15 protein-coding genes and 1 tRNA gene are annotated in these 21,763 nt (G+C 51.4%); 10 read left to right on the forward strand and 6 right to left on the reverse strand.

Going from position 1 to position 21,763, the window contains the following annotated elements; translation table 11 throughout:
* Positions 1 to 1,278, reverse strand: a complete 1,278-nt coding sequence (locus tag NDI45_RS15940; protein WP_190792736.1) for an FIST C-terminal domain-containing protein — start codon at positions 1,276 to 1,278, stop codon at positions 1 to 3.
* Between the two features lie 435 nt (positions 1,279 to 1,713).
* On the opposite strand from NDI45_RS15940, the gene NDI45_RS15945 reads away from it, so the two are divergent.
* From NDI45_RS15945 to NDI45_RS15960, 4 genes are all read left to right on the forward strand, one after another.
* On the forward strand, positions 1,714 to 1,941 hold the full coding sequence (locus tag NDI45_RS15945; RefSeq protein WP_190792737.1) for a Calvin cycle protein CP12: 228 nt from the start codon (positions 1,714 to 1,716) through the stop codon (positions 1,939 to 1,941).
* Between the two features lie 93 nt (positions 1,942 to 2,034).
* Positions 2,035 to 2,556, forward strand: coding sequence for a tRNA (adenosine(37)-N6)-threonylcarbamoyltransferase complex ATPase subunit type 1 TsaE (tsaE, locus tag NDI45_RS15950; RefSeq protein ID WP_190792738.1), 522 nt, complete (start codon positions 2,035 to 2,037; stop codon positions 2,554 to 2,556).
* Positions 2,557 to 3,006: 450 nt separating this feature from the next.
* Positions 3,007 to 3,762 carry an alpha/beta hydrolase gene (locus tag NDI45_RS15955; protein ID WP_190792739.1) on the forward strand — a complete coding sequence of 252 codons (756 nt, stop codon included), beginning with the start codon at positions 3,007 to 3,009 and terminating at the stop codon, positions 3,760 to 3,762.
* A gap of 120 nt (positions 3,763 to 3,882) precedes the next feature.
* The gene (locus tag NDI45_RS15960) at positions 3,883 to 4,101 is read left to right on the forward strand and encodes a hypothetical protein (protein WP_190792740.1); all 219 of its coding nucleotides are present in this window, start codon (positions 3,883 to 3,885) and stop codon (positions 4,099 to 4,101) included.
* A gap of 14 nt (positions 4,102 to 4,115) precedes the next feature.
* On the opposite strand, the gene NDI45_RS15965 is transcribed toward NDI45_RS15960, so the two are convergent.
* From NDI45_RS15965 to alr, 3 genes are all read right to left on the reverse strand, one after another.
* Positions 4,116 to 4,207: transfer RNA gene (locus NDI45_RS15965), tRNA-Ser, on the reverse strand.
* 98 nt (positions 4,208 to 4,305) lie between these two features.
* The gene (locus tag NDI45_RS15970) at positions 4,306 to 5,463 is read right to left on the reverse strand and encodes a patatin-like phospholipase family protein (protein ID WP_199296642.1); all 1,158 of its coding nucleotides are present in this window, start codon (positions 5,461 to 5,463) and stop codon (positions 4,306 to 4,308) included.
* Positions 5,464 to 5,617: 154 nt separating this feature from the next.
* Positions 5,618 to 6,817: an alanine racemase gene (alr, locus tag NDI45_RS15975; protein ID WP_190792742.1), complete on the reverse strand. Its 1,200-nt coding sequence runs from the start codon at positions 6,815 to 6,817 to the stop codon at positions 5,618 to 5,620.
* A gap of 154 nt (positions 6,818 to 6,971) precedes the next feature.
* Here alr and NDI45_RS15980 point away from each other — a divergent pair, with 154 nt between their 5' ends.
* Both NDI45_RS15980 and NDI45_RS15985 read left to right on the forward strand, forming a co-directional pair.
* Entirely contained in the window at positions 6,972 to 7,469 is a 498-nt protein-coding gene (locus NDI45_RS15980) for an HNH endonuclease (protein WP_190792743.1), read from the forward strand.
* Between the two features lie 370 nt (positions 7,470 to 7,839).
* Positions 7,840 to 9,240, forward strand: a complete 1,401-nt coding sequence (locus NDI45_RS15985) for a bifunctional oligoribonuclease/PAP phosphatase NrnA (RefSeq protein ID WP_348247908.1) — start codon at positions 7,840 to 7,842, stop codon at positions 9,238 to 9,240.
* Between the two features lie 7 nt (positions 9,241 to 9,247).
* Here NDI45_RS15985 and NDI45_RS15990 read toward each other — a convergent pair whose 3' ends face one another.
* Complete coding sequence (locus NDI45_RS15990; protein ID WP_348247909.1) at positions 9,248 to 12,694, reverse strand: hypothetical protein; 3,447 nt, start codon at positions 12,692 to 12,694, stop codon at positions 9,248 to 9,250.
* 436 nt (positions 12,695 to 13,130) lie between these two features.
* Between NDI45_RS15990 and NDI45_RS15995 the strand changes: the two genes are divergently transcribed.
* From NDI45_RS15995 to NDI45_RS16005, 3 genes are all read left to right on the forward strand, one after another.
* The gene (locus NDI45_RS15995; protein WP_348247910.1) at positions 13,131 to 13,358 is read left to right on the forward strand and encodes a hypothetical protein; all 228 of its coding nucleotides are present in this window, start codon (positions 13,131 to 13,133) and stop codon (positions 13,356 to 13,358) included.
* 616 nt (positions 13,359 to 13,974) lie between these two features.
* Positions 13,975 to 16,209, forward strand: coding sequence for a DUF4347 domain-containing protein (locus NDI45_RS16000; RefSeq protein WP_348247911.1), 2,235 nt, complete (start codon positions 13,975 to 13,977; stop codon positions 16,207 to 16,209).
* A gap of 378 nt (positions 16,210 to 16,587) precedes the next feature.
* A complete protein-coding gene (locus tag NDI45_RS16005) occupies positions 16,588 to 19,410 on the forward strand; it encodes a hypothetical protein (protein WP_348247912.1) in 2,823 nt (940 codons plus the stop codon).
* Positions 19,411 to 19,739: 329 nt separating this feature from the next.
* On the opposite strand, the gene NDI45_RS16010 is transcribed toward NDI45_RS16005, so the two are convergent.
* Positions 19,740 to 20,156: a hypothetical protein gene (locus NDI45_RS16010; RefSeq protein WP_190789851.1), complete on the reverse strand. Its 417-nt coding sequence runs from the start codon at positions 20,154 to 20,156 to the stop codon at positions 19,740 to 19,742.
* 264 nt (positions 20,157 to 20,420) lie between these two features.
* On the opposite strand from NDI45_RS16010, the gene NDI45_RS16015 reads away from it, so the two are divergent.
* Complete coding sequence (locus tag NDI45_RS16015) at positions 20,421 to 21,719, forward strand: lipid-A-disaccharide synthase (RefSeq protein WP_348247913.1); 1,299 nt, start codon at positions 20,421 to 20,423, stop codon at positions 21,717 to 21,719.
* Positions 21,720 to 21,763 lie beyond the last annotated feature (44 nt).

The raw sequence follows: 21,763 nt of genomic DNA on the forward strand, positions 1-21,763 counted from the left end.
CTACACCCTACTCGACGGACGACAAATTCCAAACACCGACGTATAACCGTGTAAAAACGTTGTGCCCCCTACGGGACCAATCTCCCCATTACAAAAGAATCCGCTCAGGGGAATGTGCTGCATATAGCGGCTAAAAAGCTGAGAGTCAAAATTAGGCTGATTGTAAAGCCCCTCACCCCGCCCGACACAGGAGAACATCAGCGCACCCATTGGTGAAGGCTGCTGAGTTCGCTGGGTTTGCATTTGATAGCGTTCGAGCAGCAGCTGCAAATCATCGCCTGATGTTTTGGCATCGCGCAGGTGAAACTGAATTCGCTGCCCCGGACGCACTCGATCGCCTACCGCAATTGCCCCCGTCCGAGGATCAACGCCCAGCAGATTCCGAATTAAAAAGTCGCCCTGCTCTGGGTTTTGCTTAAACGCGCTTTGCGCCACGCCGATATAAAGCGAATGCTGTGCCAGCTCTCGATCGTCTTCACTCAAGGTTTGCAGCAAGTCCTGAAGCACTTCGAGCGGTGCCCGGGGTTGTCCTGCTCGACTTCCTCCTAGAAGGAGCGGCTCCACGTCATCCATTTGCGCTTCGACCTTCAGCACGATATTGCGCTCTGCTTCAACAATTCGGTGCAGTTGACCGATTGGACGACAGCCCTGAGCCACGATCGTTTCCAGCACAATGTCTCCACTCAACGCCACGCCCACAATGCCTTCCTGATGGCGGCGATAGTTGCAAAACAGCCCGCTTGCCCCTGCGAACGCTGTCACGCTTGCCAGCCCGCCCACTTTGACTGCGCCCGGATAGGCAAAATCCAGCCCTTGCAGCAGCTCATTTACCCCAGAAGCCATCGGCGAGGCAAGCAGCAAAAATTGCGGCTGCTCCTGAGGCGGCACGCCAATTAGATTAATCCAGGTATCGGGCGGACTATCCAGGTCAGGCAAATCTTCAACCGATAAATGAAACGCCTTGACCTTGACTCCCGGAAGGTGTGCCAGCGTCAAATTCAGAGCAGCATCCCCTTCGACTTCCTGAATCTGCCCGGACGGATTTACACCAATCACACCGCCACCGCTACAGCCAATCAGAGCTGGCACGTTCAAATGCTCCTGCAACAGCGGCATCAGACGCGAGTATTCGCTGGCAAACGCCGAAGAAATGAAGACGATCGCCAGATCTGCGGTTGCCTGAAGCTGCTGGGTTGCTTGCTCGATGACATCATGTACCGCTTGCTCTAGAGACGGTCGGGTGGATAAAGCACTCGCCCACTTCATCGATTGCATCATGGGATGACTCAGTATAAGCGATAGAAATCTTTGACTTAATTAATAATGATGAATCACACGAAAGCGTTGAAAACCTGCTCTCAGTCTAGCGGCAAAGCGGAACGGTAAAGCAGTTCGCTCGAATTTCGTATCTAAGCGAACCAGAATCTCATTTGCGTCAAGGTATGATGACAGGGATGTGCTTATCCGTACTGGCACTTTGCCCGTCTACGCACACCACAAGCCGAACCTTTTGTCGGTTTGTCTTGAAACCTGTCCACAAACCTTAAGAAATAACGTGATCCTTTTGGGAAAAGCAGATCTCATGCGTAAGTAGGAGTAGGCGCTTACCTAAAAGACACTCGAAAGGATGATCTGGTGCAGCAGAGGATCAGGTTAAGCTAAATGTATAAAGCTCTGCACACGAAATAGAACCCAGTTTAGCTGAGTAGAATTATGAGCAATATCCAAGACGAAATTCAAAAAGAGCGTGATGAAGCTCGCACAGTTTGCGAGGTAAAAGGAGATGGTTCTGCCGAGTGTGCCGCTGCCTGGGATGCAGTTGAGGAACTGCAAGCAGAGGCATCTCACCAACGTCAAAAAGAAGCTCCCCAACAAACCTCTTTCCAGCAATACTGCGACGCTAACCCTGAAGCGGATGAATGCCGGGTTTACGACAACTAGCTTGCTTGCTAATTTGCTTTAGCGGCAATTAACTTCATCTCTATTTTGAGGGGCATCCACCTGGGTGCCCTTAATTATTTTCTCTGGTTTTTTATGATCGAATCCCTCACCCTCCTGCTGCCAGACGCAGCCGCAACTTATCAGCTCGGTCATCTTCTGGGACGATCGCTGCCTGCGGGAACGATTCTGCTGCTTCAGGGCAATCTTGGCAGCGGCAAAACAACCCTGGTTCAGGGTTTAGGTGAGAGTCTGGGTATTGCTGAAGCGATCGTCAGCCCCACCTTTACACTAATTAGCGAATATTCAGAGGGGCGCATCCCGCTCTACCATCTTGATCTTTATCGCCTTGACCCGACCGAAGTCGAAGTCCTGCATGTAGAAAGCTATTGGGATGGGCTGGAGTTTCCGCTGGGCATTGTGGCGATCGAATGGGCAGAGCGGTTGCCCGAACTCCCGTTAGAGTATTTGCGAATTGAACTTGCCCCAACTGAGCAGGGCAGCAGAACGGCTCACCTTAACGCGATCAGCCCAGCAGGAAAGTTCCAGAACGGATTTTCCCTGGGTTTACTTCAGCCTGCCCTTCAGCCATTTTTGGCACGTTCACAGAATGGATAAAGCTCGTGAGCGGAAGCACCATTATTGAAAATTGAAATGAGCTGCTGATAGGTTGCCTGAGCAAGCCTCAGAACTCCTAGCAGCAAATGATGCCCCGATAAGCACCTGATAATGCAAACCAAGTTCCCGTATTGAACAGGCTTCGCATGCCTGCCAGCCCTTTCCCTTCTTTTGAAAGGGGCGGGGGAAAATCTGACCGGAACGCTCATTCCTCGCCTTTTAGACATCCTCCTGGCATTAGATTCCTGTTAATTTTTTAGATCCTCCACGATCGCTTTCCAAATCCAGCAACTGAGGTCATTTTTGGATTTGCTTAATAATACTTAATATCATCTTATTGCGAATGATTCTAAACTAGCTCTCGTCAAAGCTTGTTGAGAAAGATACTCAATAAGCGAACACCGTCCTCTCTTCTATTCATTCTCTCTTCTATTCATAAGGAAGCCCTCCATGTCTCTCTTTCCTGATGCCCTTTGGTTAAATGTCAGTCCTGCCTTCCAAGGCTTCAATCGCCCTCTTCTAAATCATTTATCTCAACACGCCGCGATTGGACACTGGGAATATGCTCAGGATCTAGATGAACCCACTTCTTTAGACACTGCGCTAGTGCTGCTGCATGATTATTTGAAACATCACAATCGCCCAATTCACCTGCTGGGACACAGCACAGGCGGACTGCTGGGATTACTCTATGCGCGTCAACATCCAGAGCGAGTGCGATCGCTCACATTGCTCTCGGTTGGCGTTAATCCTACGATCGATTGGCAGATGCATTACTATACTCAGCGTCGTCTGCTTCCCTGCGATCAGCAAAGAATTCTCAGACAAATGGTGCATGGGTTGCTGGGCTGTCCATCAAAGGACGTGACGGAGACTTTTGTAAAACTCCTAGAGCAAGACTTATATCAATCCCTTTCGCCGCATAGCTTGTTTCGGTCAACGCACCTGTTACCCATTTCTGTATCTGTACCGCTTCTAGTCTGCGGCAGCGTGGATGATATGGTTATTGATCCCAATCAGCTTCGAGACTGGCAGCAGTATTTTGATCAATCCATTTCTCGTCTCTGGATTTGTCCGGGTGGGCGTTATTTCTTTCATTACTTTTATGCTCAACTTGTTAGTGAACAGATTGCCAATTTTTGGGGAGCGGCAGCCTTACACCAGCGTTCAGTGATATCCGAGGAACTGCTTGATCTGGGCGTATAAATTCGGCGTATAAACTCAATGCCAACAAGTTCAAGGTCAACAAGCCAAGTATCAACAAGCTGTTTCTGATTGAACAACCGAGGTTTATCCAGATCTTTGCCCAGATCTTTGTCTAAATTTTTGTCCAGAGCAGTCTATGTAAATTACATTTACAGTCTCGATCGCTTCTTTTTGTCCTCTGTTGATTTGAATGACTTTAATCTGGATGACTTAAGTAAAACAGAAGACCGCACCCCTGCGCAGGGCAGCACTTCAACAGTCAAGAATCCCAGTCAGGCTTCGATCGCTTTCGCCAAGCCAACGACGAGCGCATCCAGCGAAACTGGGGTTAGAAACTGACTCTAGAAACTGGACGGAGAGGGAGGGATTCGAACCCTCGGTACGGAGTTACCTGCCGTACAACAGATTAGCAATCTGCCGCTTTCGACCACTCAGCCACCTCTCCAGGCTGACGAAACCTTAGTATATCAGATTCTACTGCAATCGATCGGTTTCTAGCCCTTAAATCAATCTATGATTCAACCAAGATTCATGGATAATGATCTATGATCGTGCTGCGTATTCCTGGCGGCACTCAACCGGATCGAACCCTCGGCGGCGCAGATGTTCATCCCAGTTCCAGGGCGGTTGTCCGGTGGAGGCGTTGCCCAGCAAAAAGTCCTTCATCGCCAGGTAGCCTATGCGGTAAAGAACACGCTTTTTGTCGTCGCCTAAATTAAACTCGGTTGCCGTAACCTGTGCATCGGTGACATCGATATCAATGACGCGGTCTTGCTTGCCCTGACCCAGGTGGTACTGATCCCTGGCAACCATCATTGTGCTGAACATGGCACGCAGCACATCAAACGGTCCCGTAATCGGTTTGCCCTGCTGATTGTTGCGATGCACGAGCCGTAAGCCAAACGTGGGCCAGCGCGGGCAGATTTGCTGAGTTTTGCCGGGCTTAAAGTCGTAGATCCACAGGGGAAAATTGCTGAGAATGCCGCCGTCCACGATTTTGGAGCCGCCCAGTTTGCCCGCTTCAAAAAAGAGTGGAATGCTCATTGAAAGCCGCACTGCTTCGGCAATTTCAAACTCGCCCGGATCGCGATAGCCCCGTTGCTCTTCCACGTTCGGCAAATCGTCTGGCAAAACTAGCATCTCGCCTCTCGAAATATCCGAGGTTACGACTTTAAGCTCACGCATGACGCCGTCGCTCGATTGCTCCTTTAAGCTAGAAAAGCTGGTCAATCCCTGTTTTCGCAGCATTCCTGCCATCCAGCGGCGAAATGGCTCTCCCGAATACTGCCCCGATTTGCCTGCAAGCTGAAGCCACAGAATCAGCCAGAGCGGATGGCTCAAATCGTCTGCTGGGTTGCCGTTAAGGATCAGCGAACTGGTTTTCTCAGTCAGAAATTCCATAAAGTTCATGCTGCCAATGATTTTTTCTAGATGATCGATCTGGAAATTAGCAGCCACGAGAGCAGCCGTAATGGCTCCAGCCGAGGTTCCGGCAACTTTGCGCCAAGATAGCCCCACATCTGCACAACAACGCAGTGCGCCCAGAAATGCAATCCCTCGAACCCCGCCACCCTCAAACACGCCATCGATGTAAATTTGCCCATTTGGGGCGGGAGGTGGCATCCGCTCCAGGATCGAAGCCTTTTCGGCTGCGGTAATTCGGAGTCCCGGTTCCTGCAAAATCTGATTAGTATCCAGCATTGCCATCGCTCTCCTTGTTGAAAAACACCCAGCTTAGAAGTACCGCAAAATGAGCCGATTCTCACGCTTGCGACTAGCATAGGTGCTGATACAGAGCGATCGACCACCGTTCCGGTGACTTTCGATGTGGAGTTTATAGAGCGGGTGTGAAGTTTTATTCCAGAACTGAAATCTCAGATTGGCATTCAGACGAAGACCCGATTGAAATGCGAGGCAGGCGGTGCTTAAAGCTGCACAGAATCTCCCAAGAAATTGTGTTTAGGCGGTTTGCCCAGTCGTCGGCAGTAATGCGATCGTCTCCGTCTTGTCCCAGCAGCGTCACGACTTCCCCTTCGCGCAGGTTAGGAATGGCACTCACATCGAGCATGAGCTGATCCATTGTAATTGCGCCGATTTGAGGGACTCGCTTGCCGCGGATCAGCACTTCAATCCGGTTCGACAAATTGCGCGGCACTCCGTCTGCATAGCCGATTCCTACAACCGCCAGCAGCATATCGCGATCGGCAATGTACTGATAGCCATAGCTGACTCCAGTTCCGGCGGTAATTGGTTTGACCTGCGTAACACGTGCCTTGACCTGCATCACCGGCTGAAGGTCGATCGTCTTTTGTAAATGGGGCGCAGGATAGAGTCCGTAGATTGCCAGCCCGACTCGCACCAGATCGTAGTGCAAGCCAGGGTCAACCAAGGTCGCAGCTGAGTTAGCAAAATGCAGACGAGGCGGTTGAATCTGGATCGATCGAAGCTGGGCGATCGCTTTCCGGTATCGCTGATGCTGAAGCTGCATGATGGTCGGATCAGGACTGTCTGCCGTCGCCAAGTGGGAATAAACGCTGGCAGTTTCAAGCTGGGGCAAACGTGCGACAAGCTGCCCAAACTCTGCTGCCTGCTGCCAGGGCATTCCCAAACGAGACATCCCAGTATCGATCTTGAGATGCACCGGAATCGGGCGATGACCTTCCTCGGCAAGCGTTTCGGCAAACACCAATGCCTGCTTCGAAGTACAAAGGGTAGGCTGAAGTCGCCACTGTGCCACGGCGCGAATTTCTTCCGGAGTATTAGTCGCGCCCAGCAGCAGAATTGGAGCTTTGATCCCAGCCTGCCGCAGCTCAATACCTTCCGGGATCGTGGCAACTCCCAGCCAGCTCGCCCCATGCCCAAGCACCGATCGCGCCACAGTGACGGCTCCATGCCCGTAGGCGTCAGCTTTCACGACAGCCATAAGTGCTGTTTGGGGCGACAGTTTTCGCTGAATTTGCCGGACGTTGTGCCCCAGTGCGTTCAGATCAATCTCAACCCAGGCCCGATCGCGCCGCAGGGTTGCCAGATCGGGAGAAAGTTCCCAGCTCAGCATGATGATTCACTCCTCTTGCTCACACCTCAGTCATCACTTAGTTCACGCCACCACCAACAATCCCAGGATTCCCTCTTGACAAAACATCACTATCTACCTTCCATCTGTGCCAATATGTTACTATCTGTGAAACCTTCTGAATCAGATTCTGTCAATGGGCAAGGTTCTTGTATTGAACGCCTCTTACGAACCGCTCAACATCACGAGCTGGAGACGGGCAGTGGTCTTACTGATTAAAGGGAAAGCAGAGCAGGTCGAACACAATGGTAAAGTTGTGTACTCCGAAATGCCTCTGCCGACGGTAATTCGGCTGCGCCACTATGTCCGAGTTCCCTATAAAGAAATTCCCCTAACTCGTCGCAATATCCTGCATCGGGACAGCCATTCCTGTCAATACTGCGGCTATACGGGCGATGAGCTAACATTAGATCATGTGATCCCTCGATCGCGGGGCGGCGGTGATTCCTGGGAAAACATTGTGACTGCCTGTGTGCGATGCAATGTGAAAAAAGGCAATCGCACTCCGAAGGAAGCCAGTATGCCGCTGAGAAACGAGCCGCACAAGCCTTACAGCGGGCTGTATTTTGAAGTGACGAAACACATAAAAAGTGGTCTTCACAAAGAATGGCAAAAATATGTTATTGGCACTTAAACCCCTGGCTGTGAGGAAGCACCGGGGGTTTTTGGCAAGAAGCTGAGCAGCCGAAAAACTAATTCCAGAGAAACTAATCCCAGGAAGTAGGACTAAAAGGAGGACTGCAAGGACAATAGACTGCAAGCGGATTTCGATCGCCTTCTCTCATCATCTACCTGGGATTCTCTACCGAGGCATTGCCCTAAGCCCGACACAAGCCTGACAGACCACCAGTCTATTTCCACGGATTTCTCACGCTCCATCAAAAGATGGAATCTTAGAAGGCACGATGCCGTAGCTACGTTTTTTTGCAAAGATCTAAACTAAGGTTCCAACCTTAACCGCTTTTTAAGCTGACCTGCTTTCGCTGAGGGATAGACAAACGGCAGTGTCAGTATATTTTTCACCCTCGCCCAATATGCAGCAATTGAATTCGCCTAAACCCTACGACGGTTCGCTGTTGATGACTGAAAGTGCCACTGTTGATTCTGAGCGAGAACTGCCAAAAGCAGAATCGCCTAAACCTGCCGACCACGTAGCGATGCCGTCACGATCGTCGGTGCAAAGCAGCTCCAATTCTGGGGTAATTTCCATGTCCCCAGCCCATTCAGGCTCAGGTAACTCTGGACGGGAAGCAAGAGCGGCTCAAAATGGTCTAACCCCTCAGGGATGGCGCGTTACCGAACAGCGCACCGAGGCGCTACGGCGACTGCTCGACCAGCACCGGGGCGAACGCCATTTGGTTCTTCTGCAAGACTTTCCCGACCCAGATGCCCTTTCAGGAGCCTGGGCTTATCGCCTGATCTCAGAGCAGTTTGATATCACCTGTGAGATTGTGTACGCGGGAACGCTGAGCCACCAGGAAAACATTGCCTTGGTGCGCCTGACCGGATTGCCTGCCCAACGTTGCTCTGGTCAAGCTCTAAAGGAAAAAAACCTCTCTCATTACCACGGCTGCGTCCTGATTGACAACCAGGGCACAACCACGCAGTTTATGCCGCTAGTGCAGCAGGCAAACTTGCCCATCATTGCCGTAATTGACCACCACACAAGCCAGGGTGAGCTAAAGGCAGAATTTATCGATCTGCGTCCTCAAACCCGCGCCACTGCCACAATCTTTACCCAATACTTGCAAGCCGGACTGCTGAAGCTCGACAGCAGCAACAGCGACCATATTAAGTGTGCTACTGCCTTAATGCACGGCATTCGATCGGACACGAATCGGCTAATGCAGGCGCAAGAAGAAGACTTCCTGGCAGCCGGATACCTGAGCCGCTATTACGATTCGCAGCTTTTGAACTCGGTGCTGCAAGCCTCGCGATCGAAGCGGGTGATGGACGTCATCGAACGATCACTGCGTAACCGCGTTCTGCAAAACAACTTCTCGATCGCGGGTGTGGGCTATTTACGGTATGACGATCGTGACGCAATCCCTCAAGCGGCGGATTTTCTGGTAACTGAGGAAAACGTGCATACCGCCGTTGTCTATGGGATTGTCCACGACGAAGACGAAGATCTAGAGGTGGTGATTGGTTCGCTCCGCACCAATAAAATCACCCTTGATCCCGACGAGTTCATCAAAGAAGCCTTCGGGCAAGATACCCACGGACGGTTCTTTGGCGGCGGGCGATCGATGGCAGGCGGATTCGAGATCCCGATGGGCTTCCTCTCTGGGTTTAACGAAAACGCCGAATACACTCGTATGAAGTGGGAAGTTTACGACGCGCAAATCAAGCAAAAGCTTTATCGCCTAGTGAATCCTGAGAACGGCATGATTCGCACGGTTTAACCTAAGCCTAGCGCGATCGGGTCGCATTCCAAGGAATGAGGGCATCTTGCGCGATCGTCCCCGCCACCGCATAAGCTCCATGCCGATTCAGGTGGCTGGGGTCCGAAAAATAGCGCAGTTCGGATGTCCATTTTTCACCCAAGTCGACAAAGACCAGTCCTGAATTGCTCATTCGCTGCTGCACCATGTACTGGCGGAAGCTGCGCTCATGGCGCATTCGTGCCGGATCGAGATAGTCTCCGGTTAAAGGCAGATTGACAAACACGACGGGGATCTGGCGAGCCTGGGTGAATTCCAGCAGCGATTTGAGGGCATTGTCCTGTTCGCCTTGAATGCGGAAATTTTCGTAGTCGCTGTCATACTGCCCGATCACCCTAGCATATTTTTGATAGTAAGTTGCCGGATTAAACTGCATTCCCAGCGACAAAAAGCCCTGAAGATCTATCACTGGCTGTCCAGGCTGTAATAAGTTGGCAGTCTGGTCAGGAGATTGGGCAGTCATTGCAGGCACAGGGGATTCAGACCCATCAGGCATCAAGGCAGTCAGCTGCTGCTGGATCAAATGCTTGATCCGATCGCGCCCTTGATGAACCGGAGCCACATTTGCAAGCTGACTGCTAAACCAGCGATCGAGCTGCTGGTAAGACTCGGTAAGCGAAGCATTAAACGAGAAGCGGAATCCTGACTTTTGGGTAGGTTGGGTGGCACTCGTTCCGGGCAGGTTGGGAAGGGGAAAGGTTCCAGCAAGCAACTGACGATAGGCAGCCGAAGCCACGATGCCGTTGTAGGTAACATCCGTTGTGCCACTATTAAAGGCGCGTGCCCCATCTGCCCAGATAATCAGGCGCGGCAACTGATCGGGGGTCAGAATGCGCTGCACCAAAAGATCCACTACCTGCACCGTCGCACCATTAATCCCCAGGTTGAAAATCTTCAGGTCAGGGTAGCCGAGTCTAGCAAGCTCCTGCTGAAGGGCGATCGGATCAATACCGCGCAGTGCCCTAGAACTTCCCACAATCAAAACATCGGGCGTTCCCTGTTCCCGCAGGAAGTTGTAGTAAAGCTGAAGTTTCTGATCGAGCTGACGACTGTTAAACGTGGGCAGATTGGTCGCCTGTGCCTGAATTTCAAACGCGGCTTGATTTAAGCGATTGTTAATGGGCGTGTAACGTAGGGGTTGCGAGGCAGTAGTTTGACGAGGTGCAGCCGTTTGCCGAGGGGCAGCATTCTGTCCAGGCACAGCCAGAGAACGGGTTGCAGCCGATGGGTTTCCCTGCGGAGTAGGACGGGTAAATCCTTCACGATTAAATGTATTGGAGTCGGTGTTGGGAGCCTGCCTAAGGCGAATCGGCGGCGAAGCCTGCCCGTTTGGAGAAGCAGACAGCGGAGCAGGAGAAACCGAAACTCGGGGCGATACCTGGGGTGATGCTTGAGGGGGTTCCTGGTTAGGGGTAACGGGTTCGGTCGGAGCAATGAGCGTTGATCGATTCTCTGCCTCTGCCGGAGTGGGCTGACCGCGAAGCCAGCTTAGCAACAGCAGATTTCCCTGCACCATCAGCAGCAAGCCGATCGCACTCCAGACTAGACCAACAGCAGTTCCTTGATAGCTGACCTTTCCAGGCAGGGCGGCTTTTGGGTGTTGTTCAGCTGCAGGCACAAAAATCTGCGATCGGGTCAAAAGCTGGCGGATCTGATAGCCGCATCGCTGCCGCAACTCTCGCCAGGTGCTCTGAAGATCGGCAGGAGTCAGCTCAGGACGCAAAATCGATGTTTCCGAAGCGGGAAGTAGCTCATCCACATAGGCAGATGTGGCAGCAAATTCGGGTATGACTTCGGGAACCAATCGCTGACGCGGCAAAAAGTCTACGCCATTGCTCCAGAGCGGTTTTTTCTGTCCGGCTCTGCGCCCGTAGATGCGAACGCCCGACAAATTGGGCAGTTTGAGCTGCTGAAGGAATCGCGAGGCTGCCAGGCTAACCTGTCGCTGATCGGGGCAAATGACCCCCTCGCACATCAGATGCAGCAGAAGCTTGGGGTCATCTCCTGGCTCTCCTTTGGCATTCGGGTCAGGCTTCGGCAACAGCAGCAGGCGAATTCCGCCGATCGTCAAATAGCGATCGAGATTTGGATTTAGCAATCGATGCAGCAAAAAGGCAACGGCTTCCCAGTCTCCGCGCTGTGCCAGAGTCAGAGGCGGATCGGCAAAGGCAGCATGAATCGCAGCAGGCAGCGACATCCACTCGACCCAGCCCGGCGAATCCGCAGCCGTTTCAGGACCATAGAGCGTCACCGCATGAATTCCTTGAGGTCCCAGGGCTTCGAGTGCCAGGGCAACTTCGGCTTTGAGTCGCTTTTGCTCTGGTTCTGCCAGGCTGCGCTGCAACGCCATCTTTCCTCCGGCAGAAGCAATCGGTTCCGGTAGCAGGTCAGCTCTCGATCCTGATGGCTCAATCGTTTGCCATTCTGTGCAGAGGTGCAGCGTCGTATCCGTCAGCGTCGCTTTCGTAATCTCTAGTGCCCAGGCAGCCAGATCCTGGTTCAGCAGCCGTTGGAGCGCCTCCACATCACCCCAGCGTGCCCACTCGCGCAGCATTTCCGTTGCCGGAGTCAGGTCAACCCGCAGCAGCCAGTCGGGTTCGGTTTCCCCCTGCACTTGAAACAGGACGATCGCATCCCGATAGCCTTCGATCTCGAGTTCGCGCAGCTTTTGGGTAATCGGTTCCCCCAACGAAGCCGGATCGAGGCTATAAGCTGCTTCACAGGCAACCCAGAGACGTTTTGCCGTCCAGGTGTCTTGAAGGGGCGTATCGCTGGAATAAACCGCAGCTGGCGGAGAATAGGAAACTGATTTCGCACTAACCCGCACCCCAACCCCCCAATGACTAAGGGTTTCGCTCAGGTAGCTGGCGATCGCCATTTCCTCCCCGCGCTTTGCCAGACTAAGATTCGACAAAGCCAGAGCCGCTGTATCGGGGGAACGATGACTCGCTGGGGAGGCGGGACGAGGATTGCTCTGGGAAGCGGGGGGACGATCGAAAGCCATTCTCTGAGGCGGAAAACTCGCAGGCTGCTCGGGAGCAGCAACCGAAACGATCACTTCGGGCACGGCTTCACCCACTGTAAGCTGATTGAGATGACGATCGAGCTGATTGAGATAGATAGCAGCCGTCCAGAGGGGCTGACGCTGGCTCAGTTCGCAGGCATAAAGCTGAAGCTGATAAATCGGCGGCTGATCGTCAGACAGCAGAGTGTTTAGATTCGTTTCTTGCAGAGCCGGAACCAGCCACCGCAGCATCTCCGTCCGGTCTGGACAGGTTTGTTGCTCAATCAACAAATGCAGCTTATTACCCCGCAGCCGAAACTTTACGCGCAGTCCACGTTGCGCGATCGTCTGATGAATCCATCGCTCAAGGGGCGATCGAGAAGAAGATGGGGTTGCGGTTGCGTTTGACATTTAGACCCTGACGTAGCAATTCGCTAAGGTTAGCGTGGCAGGTACATCACCTTTCAGGCTCATAGCATACTCGGATTCCGCTCGAATGATGCACAAGGTTTTCATTTAAACTGGGAATCTGAACAGGGAACCGCCGGAGAAACCAGACTTAGACTGCAAATCAGGACGACAAACTAGATTGAACACCATTCACGCTATAGAATAGCCAGAATTGTTTTTGGGAGAAGGCTTATCCGGGTTGAGGAGAGGCTCAAAAGTCAAGCTTTGCCTCAACTAACAAAACTTTACAGGGAATTGCCTACAGTATCAGCCCTTTTTTCATCTATTGTGCTTGATTTGGCTAAATCAATCGACTTTGATCCGCCGGAATTGCAGCGACTACCGGGATTCACCTCATCTTTGAAAGGATGCCTTTAAACCAATGCCCCCAGAATCCATGCCCCAAGAATCCATGCCCGGCGTTAAAATCCCAACCTCCCTCCTCCTCAGCTTAGGCACAATTCCGGTGCTTGCCGTTCTGCTTGGCAGTAAAGCCGTCCTACAAGTTATGCGGGAAGTCGGCGAAGCCAGCGAAGAAATTTTTCGGGGCGATCGACTGCCCATTTTGGAGTTAGAGACCCAGAATTCCGAACAGGTTTCTGAGCGATCGGGTTCATCGTTCTAAGCTATCCCCAAATCGGAAGTTACGAGGGCGACTCGAATCAAAATTGGCTCGAATCACAATAATCCCTTCTCAAATTTTAGACGCTTTATATTTTAGACTCTCCATAAATTCCACAGGTAGAGCCGATTGCGATCGATCGTGCTTCTGCTGAGAAATTGCTGTGTCCTGATAAAAGCAACGTCCTTTTTCAGCAACGATACCGAATTCTGTGTCGGTATTCGCCACTCTAAACTCAATTTTCTGAAAAAAACTTGCTTGTTTAAACTTCTACTAATACGCCAGTTTCTCAACTCGCATCAGTAATTTTTCGAGTTTCACTCAAAGAGTGATTTGCATCACGAAGATTTAACAGAACTCATAATTTTTCTTCAGAGAGAAAGCTTTGTCGCTAAAGCATTTGAGGACATTGCTCAGTAATTGTGCTGAGACTTTTAACATGAACGGCTGGTGAATTCCGAGATATTGAGTGGACAGCTTCTAGAGGCGATATGCCAAAGTGATCATCAAGCGAACGATATTACCTGATTTGCTTAAACACCCTTCAGCGAATCAGTTTCGATCGTTTCTTAAGTGTCTACAATTGCTTGCTCTTCGCTGAACTAAAAGGTATCTAAAAATGAAGTGTGTTTCTCCGGTTGCTGTTAAGAATTTGTTCAATCAAAGTGCCGTTTCTCATCGCTTTTCTGCCCTACAGGTTTTAGAGTTAAGCCCTACATTCGATACCTCTGCCGCAGTCAAGCCAGCCTCAGAATGTTTTACCAGCGAGTCACAATCTGCCGTATCGAGCCAACCCGGAGCAGGAATGCTGGTTGTGATCGACTCTGCTGTTGAAGATTATGAGCTACTCGTAAACGGAGTCCTGGACGGCGCAAAAGCCATTATTCTTCAGCCTGAACAGGATGGCATTGAGCAAATCACCCTTGCCCTGAAGCAGCACCCGAACACCACCAGTCTCCACATTGTTTCTCACGGTACGCCCGGTTCTGTGCAGCTTGGCAACACCTACCTCAGCCTTGATACCCTGGAACGCTATTCCTGGGATTTGCAGTCCTGGTTCACTTCATCCAGTGCTGGTCTGCTGCTCTACGGCTGTAACGTTGCGGCTGAACCTGCTGGCATTCTCTTCCTAAAACAGCTCCACCAACTCACTGGGGCCAACATCGCGGCTTCCACAAACAAAACGGGTAGCGCAGAACAGGGCGGTGACTGGAAACTGGAAGTCACCACGCACAGAATGGAAATCGTTCTGGCATTCCAACCAACTGCTCTGGAAGCATACAGCCATGTTCTATCTACAAGGATTGATACAACTACCAGTTGGAATGGTACACAGGCTATTAGCGCTTTTGGAGAATCGGTAACTGCTACCTACGGGCAGACCTTCACAGCAACCGCTACAAATAGCGTCCTTGATTCATTCACCTTTTTCCTGAATGATAGTTCAACCTTAGACCCAATCAACTTTCATGCCTATGTAATGGCATGGGATGGCGCGAAAGCGACCGGTTCCATTCTCTACGCGAGTTCCCCTCAGGTCACTGCTGGTTCATCAGGTTTTGAGCAATTCACCTTTAACACAGGCGGAATCCAGCTCAGTGCGGGTCAAAAGTATGTAGCTTTCCTGAATGCTTCAGCCTACTTTGATGGTACTGGCGGTAATGGCACTATGGCTGCTATAGGGAATGTCTACTCAGGTGGAGAATTTGTCTTCTTCAACAACAACGCTAACTTCAGTTTGCTGACAAGACAAACATGGGATTCAATTCAGTGGTTTGGTACTGGCTGGGATGCTGCCTTCAGAGCTACATTTCGCCCACCGAATCAATCTCCGACGGTTGCTACCGCTATCGCGGATCAGGCGGCTTCTGCCTACATGCCCTTCAACTTCACGTTTGATGCAGCAACGTTTAAAGATCCAGATGGAGATAAGCTAACCTACACTATCACTCCAGCAAGCGGTTCACTTCCGTCCTGGCTCAAATTTGATGCTGCTACCCGCACCTTTAGCGGCACTCCGGCAATGAGTGACCTTGACAAAACCTTCGACATCACAGTTATCGCAAATGATGGCAAGCAGGGTACGGTAAACGATACCTTTACCCTTAAAGTCACCGAACCTCGCAACATCACAACTAACACCATCATGGGAACTCCCAACATCGATAGCAACCTGCGCGGCACCAGCCTGGGTGACTCGATCGATGGCTTAGCAGGTGACGATATCCTCTTTGGCTTAGGCGGCGACGACAACCTCTATGGCGGCTTGGGTAAAGACACCTTGCGCGGCGGCACGGGTAACGATGTGCTCTATGGCAACGAGGGCGATGACGACCTCTTGGGCGATGAGGGCAATGACATTCTGCTAGGCGGAGTCGGCAATGATACTCTTAGAGGCGGCAGCAACAACGACGTGCTAGAAGGGCAGGCAGGCAATGACACGCTGTTGGGCGATGCTGGAGATGACCTCCTGTTTGGGGGTGAGGGCGTTAACAGCCTGCGGGGTGGCGATGGCAATGACCAATTGACAGGTGGCAGCAGCACAGACACGCTCTTTGGTGATGCAGGGGATGACCTCCTTAACGGTGGTGCTGGAGCAGACAGCCTTATGGGCGGCATCGGCAATGATACCTTCGTCCTGACAGCGGGTGAAGGAGCAGACACCATCACGGACTTTGTGCTTGGACAAGACAAAATCCAGCTTCAGGGAGTAGCTTACAGCGAACTTACCTTCACTCAAAGTGGAACCAGTACGCTACTTCAGGTAGGTGGTCAAACACTGGCAACGCTTAACCGGATCAACAAAGATTTGCTTTCGCCCAGCAGCTTCGTTGAGGTAGGGAGCAATCAGTAAGGGATGCCGATGTTCTAAGAAGGCGTACATCTTGGTCAGCCTGCTTCAGGAAGAATCTCAACGTTCTACGGCTTGATTCAACTGCTAATAATTGACTGCGAACAATTGACTGCAAACAATTGCAGAGACACAACTAACCTTCACATTCATTGCACTAGGATGTGAGGGTTTTTTATTGGGTGAGTCACGATCGCTTTTAAGAAGCTCGTCTATTTCCGCATCCAGGCTCACTGACTGTATTCTTGCTTGGCTGAAATCTGTTCACCCTGAAACATTTCCGGGAACGCTAACTTTGCCAGGACACTTACAGCAGCCTCCCACGCCTTACAGCCCCAAGGCGAATCAGCTCTGGAATTAATTCGCACCGATAAGCCCCGGATGAAAACCCCTCAAATCAGATTTGTTTTTTACCTGATTAAGCGATCGACCCTCGTTCTTCTAATCAGCCTAAACGGCTTTGTCCTTTCCAGCGAAGCCTGGAGTCAGAGTACTACAGATAATTCTGCTTCGCAAACGAACGTCCATCATTTGGGGAACAATTCAGAAAATCTAAATCGCCAGATTGTCGATCGCCCTTCACCTGTTGTTACACCGATCGACTCCGCAGAAGTTGGGGCTGCTGCTGAAACCCTGTCGCGCCCTGATCAAATCTATAGCACAAGGGCAGTACCAGAATTATCGAACATAAAGCCACGTATTGCATCGGCATCGACAACACCGATCGCAGGACGGCGGGGAATTACTAATCCCGGTCAAACCTTAGCAGATGTAGACGATATCAGGGCAGCCAATAGCAGAGCAAGTAATAGCAGAGTAAACAATAGCGGGGTAAATAATAGCAGAGCAAACAATAGCAGGCAGTCTACTCAAGCGAGTGTCACTCTTGTAGCGAATGTGGCTGAACCGAAACCTTCTACGCCTCAAGCGCGGTCTGCTCCCGTCCCTTCTCCAGCATCTCCCGCTCTAACCTCTGCTGCCCTTGCATCCTCCGCCTCAACTCAGGCAGCACACCTAAGAGCCAATTCCCCTGCTAGCCCAACTGCTCCTGCCCAATCTGCTCCTGCCCGATCTAGTACTGCTCAATCTCGCACTGCTCAAAGTCCCACCACTCAACCACCTGCTGCCCAACCGCCTGCGCCTGTTCAAACTCCTGCTGCAAGTCCCTCAGCTGACCCGGACTACATCATGCCGCCTCAAATTGTGCCGGATGAGCGGGTTCCTCCCTTCATTACAACTATGCCGCTAAATGGTACGGTAATCAGTCACCTGACCGAGTGGGAAGCCGTTTCTCGGTTTGAGTTTGGCGATGGTCGCAGCGAAAATTTTGGCTTTGACGGCATTCTGCGGCTCGACAGCGAGGTTGAACAAAGCTTAAGCAGAGACAACATTTTTACCTCCCTACAAACTGGGGAATACTTACAGGCTCGGACTGTCCGAATTGAGCGGGAAGTAACGGTAAGCCGACGTGAGCCACAAACCATGACCGGACTGCGGATTCAAATGAGCTTGACGGCGAGTTGCCTGCTGCCGGATCAGGGTGAGCCAGACGATCAATGCACCTACACACCCGGTTTGGTGACTGATCCAGAGAGTATCGATCCAGATTTCTTCGTTCCGACTCGGATTGAACAAACCGCAGACTTCGGTGATGTTGTTACCCCTGAGTCTTTAGCCGCGATGGCGCGACCTGGGTTTCAGTTGGGGGCGAATGGGCAGGAAGTTGGGCTGGATTTGATATTTCCCAATACTGGGGCATTCGCTGGAAATACTCAATCAACAGAAGCTTCGATCGATCGCGAGGAACGTTTTGAAGACAGACCCGCAGGAGTTTTCTCCAGAGTTCGGCAAGTTATTAGAGCAAACGATCGGGAAGCGGTTTTGGGTCGCACCATTCGCGGAAACGTGATAATCGCCGATCTCGACAATCTTTTGCTGAATTCAGCCGTTCAAGCAGTCGCAGAATTTTTGCCGGATGCCGATCCGCAAATTGAAGGATCAGAAAATCCTGCGAACACCAACATTAACCGCAACTTATTTCTAGCAGCGAATAACACTCGGCTCCCCGAAGGAAGCTTGACCATCTATCACGCTGGCATTGGACGAGCGGCAACCCCGGTTACGTTCACAAGCCTGGAAGATTTGCCCAGTGCTCACTTCAACAGTATTTGGATTGGTCTGTCTCCTGTGACCGAACGCAGCCTGTCTAGAGAAATTCGATATGTGCCGACAGGTCCGACTCGCATCACTACACGAGCGAGCGGGGAAGGAGGCGTCGACAGCAATGTTGAATTCAATTCATTAGTGAACGAACAGCTTTTTTCTACCAATGAGCTGGAAGATTTTTATACTCAAATCTATCTCACGTTTACAAGACGAGATGTAGATTTTGTCACCTCTACAACGCAAACCGAACGAACGAGATTTTATCCTCACATTAGTTTCACGGGAAATATTACGAGCAGCAACGATATTTTTAGATACTATGCTGGCATTATTGCTTCGGATGAGATCAAAGCTTATCTAGGACTAGATTATACCTATGTCTCGCTAAGCGGGTGGACATTCAACGCGGGTGCGATCGGCTATCTCAACCCTGACCGGGACTACTACAGCAGGTTATGGGGCAACACCGCCTATCGGATTCGGTTCAGCAATACCGCAAATCTTGTGCTGTCCACCGGATTCGTTTGGGCATTAGATCAGCAAGACGGCATCGATGGAGTCACGCTGGACACCCAGGGAAGTAATGTCAACATTTCAGCCAGAGCGAATATCGGTCCGGTTTCTTTTGGCGTAACCAATTATTTTGGCGACCTCCTGCCGCACTCCATCGAAGACACTTTAATTTTGGATGCAGGAGTCCGCATTGGTAACAGTGTTTATTTGTCGGGCTACTTTGCCCCGATCGATCGCAATTCAAGCCGATCGCGATATGGCACAAAAGTTCAGTGGCGGCTGGGCAGTGATTATAATGACCCCACGCTGATCTTCTCCTGGAGTAACTATGAATATGACTACGGCTTAGACCAGGCGGGAAATGATTTACTCGTTGATCAAAATGTGTTTTCGCTTCAGGTGCGGCTGGGAGAACCTCCAAATCCCTTTGATCCTCGCACCGCAGAGCAGCTCAGGCAAAAAGTGGATCAGGAAGTTGAGCGGTTTCAGCAGCAGCGCGATCGAGTAGATCCACCCGCAGGCTAGGATATTTCAAATCTGCCAGTTGCGACTCAAACCGCCCCCTCCATTTCCCTTCCTGACCCCCAACTTTAGAGACTTTGAAAGGATTCCAACGGAAGCTGGAGCGGAAGTCGCCCAGAATTGGGAGGCTGGGGGGCAAATGCAGCACGTTTGCTACCTCTAAAGCATCCTCTACAAACGTTGTCTATATCCCAGCAAAAAATGGATTTCAGTGGGGCTTCTCCTGCCGGATATATTGTTTCATGCCACTTGAAAATGCTCATTAAAAATGGAGACACACTGAGTGCATCTCCAAAAACAAGTTATGTGATTAACTTAAAATTACGGACAGGTTATACTCCACCAGCAGCAGGAGTATCGAAGTCAGCAACTGTGCCAGTAGGAACAGCGTTGATGTTGACACGATAGGTGTCTAGCTCGTTTGCTTGTGCGGTGCCCAGCTGCGTATCCGCAGCGGAATTAACTGACGCAAGAGACGTTGCGTTCAATGTGGTCATTGTGATCACACCCGCAGAACCCAAAGCCATTGCTGAGTTCATGTTTGCACCAATATCATTGAACGCACCCGCGAACGCATCTTGCTTACCCACAGAGGCAGCCACCGCAACACCCGTTACTGCACCACCCTCGACTCGGAAGGCGGCAGCACCCGCAGCACCACCTTCACCTGCGAATGCATTAGAAGCAGTACCAAAAATACCAGCAGCGGTAGCGGTCAGAGCAATTAGAAGTTTGGCTTTGTTATTCATTGGATTTCTCTCATCGGTTGCTCAAATCATAGCTTCCTGCCCTGTTTGTCTCTATTGTGGAAAATTCGAGATTTGTCAAACCCCGTTGCAATTCGATGTGGAATACACTGAAGTGTACCGAACGTTTATTTGATACCGACTGTCCAGAGAATTAGTTACATCAATGGCAGTCCGTTTAGCAAAACACTTGCAATGCAGTTTTTCTTTCGGAATAATTGCTCTCTGTCAAATTATCCGCTGTATCTTTTATTTCCGCTGTTTCCTATGGCTCCTGTGGATATTCTGATTTTGTCGAACGGGCCGGGCGAGATCACAACCTGGGTGCGTCCTGTCGTCAAAGCCTTGCGTCAGCAGTTTGGTCACGATCGCCCGACCGAGGAAACGAACTCAGATCATCAGCAGATTCGGATTTCCCTCGTTTTATCACCCTGCCCTAACGCCAGCGGCAAAGAAGTTCAAATCGCCCAGTCTTACCCGGAAATCGATCGCGTCCAGGGCGCAGAGCATTTCTTTCCGTTTCTGCTGTGGGGTAAAACTGCGAGCTCCTGGGATTGGCACGATCGCGGCGTAGTGCTGTTTCTGGGCGGCGATCAAGTTTTTCCCGTCATCATCGGCAGGCGGCTCGGCTACCAGACTGTGATTTATGGCGAATGGGACACGCGCTGGCATCGCTGGATCGATCGCTTTGGGGTGATGAAACCGGAATTGATCGATCGAATGCCGCCGCAGTATCGGGAGAAGGCGATCGTAGTGGGAGATTTAATGGCGGAGGCAGGGGAATGGGCAGAAGGGAATAGAGAAGTAGGAGGGAGAAAACCGTTGATTGGGCTGTTGCCGGGATCGAAGGCGGCGAAGTTGGCTCAGGGCGTGCCGCTTGGTCTGGCGATCGCGGAGGAGGTTTGGCGGGAGCGTCCAGAGGTCAGGTTTGTGATTCCGGTTGCACCAACGCTGGATGTCAAGACTTTGGCAAAGTTCGCCGATCCGGAGCAGAACCTAGTGAGCCAGTATTTTAGGAAAGGAACGGCACGGCTGCGGCAGGAAGGGGAGCAGTTTTTTCTAGAAACCGATCGGGGCTTGTCGATCGCCCTCCGAACCGACTTTCCTGCTTATGAGGTGCTGGCGCAGTGTGATTTGTGCCTGACCACAATCGGAGCAAATACGGCAGAACTGGGTTCGCTGGCAGTGCCCATGATCGTGGTGATTCCGACTCAGCAGCTTGATGCAATGCGGGCATGGGATGGCATTCCAGGGTTGCTCGTGAATCTTCCGGGAGTCGGCTCAATGATGGCCATGCTAATCAACGGCTGGTTTTTACGGAAAAAGCGATTGCTGGCATGGCCCAACATCTGGGCGGGAGAGGAAATTGTGCCGGAGCGGGTCGGACAACTTCAGCCCCAGTCGCTCGCCCAGGAGGTGTTAGATTTGCTCGACCATCCTGAGAAGCTGGCGCTAATGCGCGATCGGTTGCGGCAGGTACGGGGGAAACCAGGCGCGGCAGAGCGATTGGCGGGCATTGTGCGAGAAGAAATCATGCAGAATGCGGAATACGGAATGCGGAATTGAAGCCTTCTCCGTCACAAGTTCCCAACTTTCCAAATGGTCTGACA

The sequence above is a fragment of the Leptolyngbya sp. GB1-A1 genome (assembly GCF_039962475.1).
Lineage (GTDB): Bacteria > Cyanobacteriota > Cyanobacteriia > Elainellales > Elainellaceae > Leptolyngbya_A.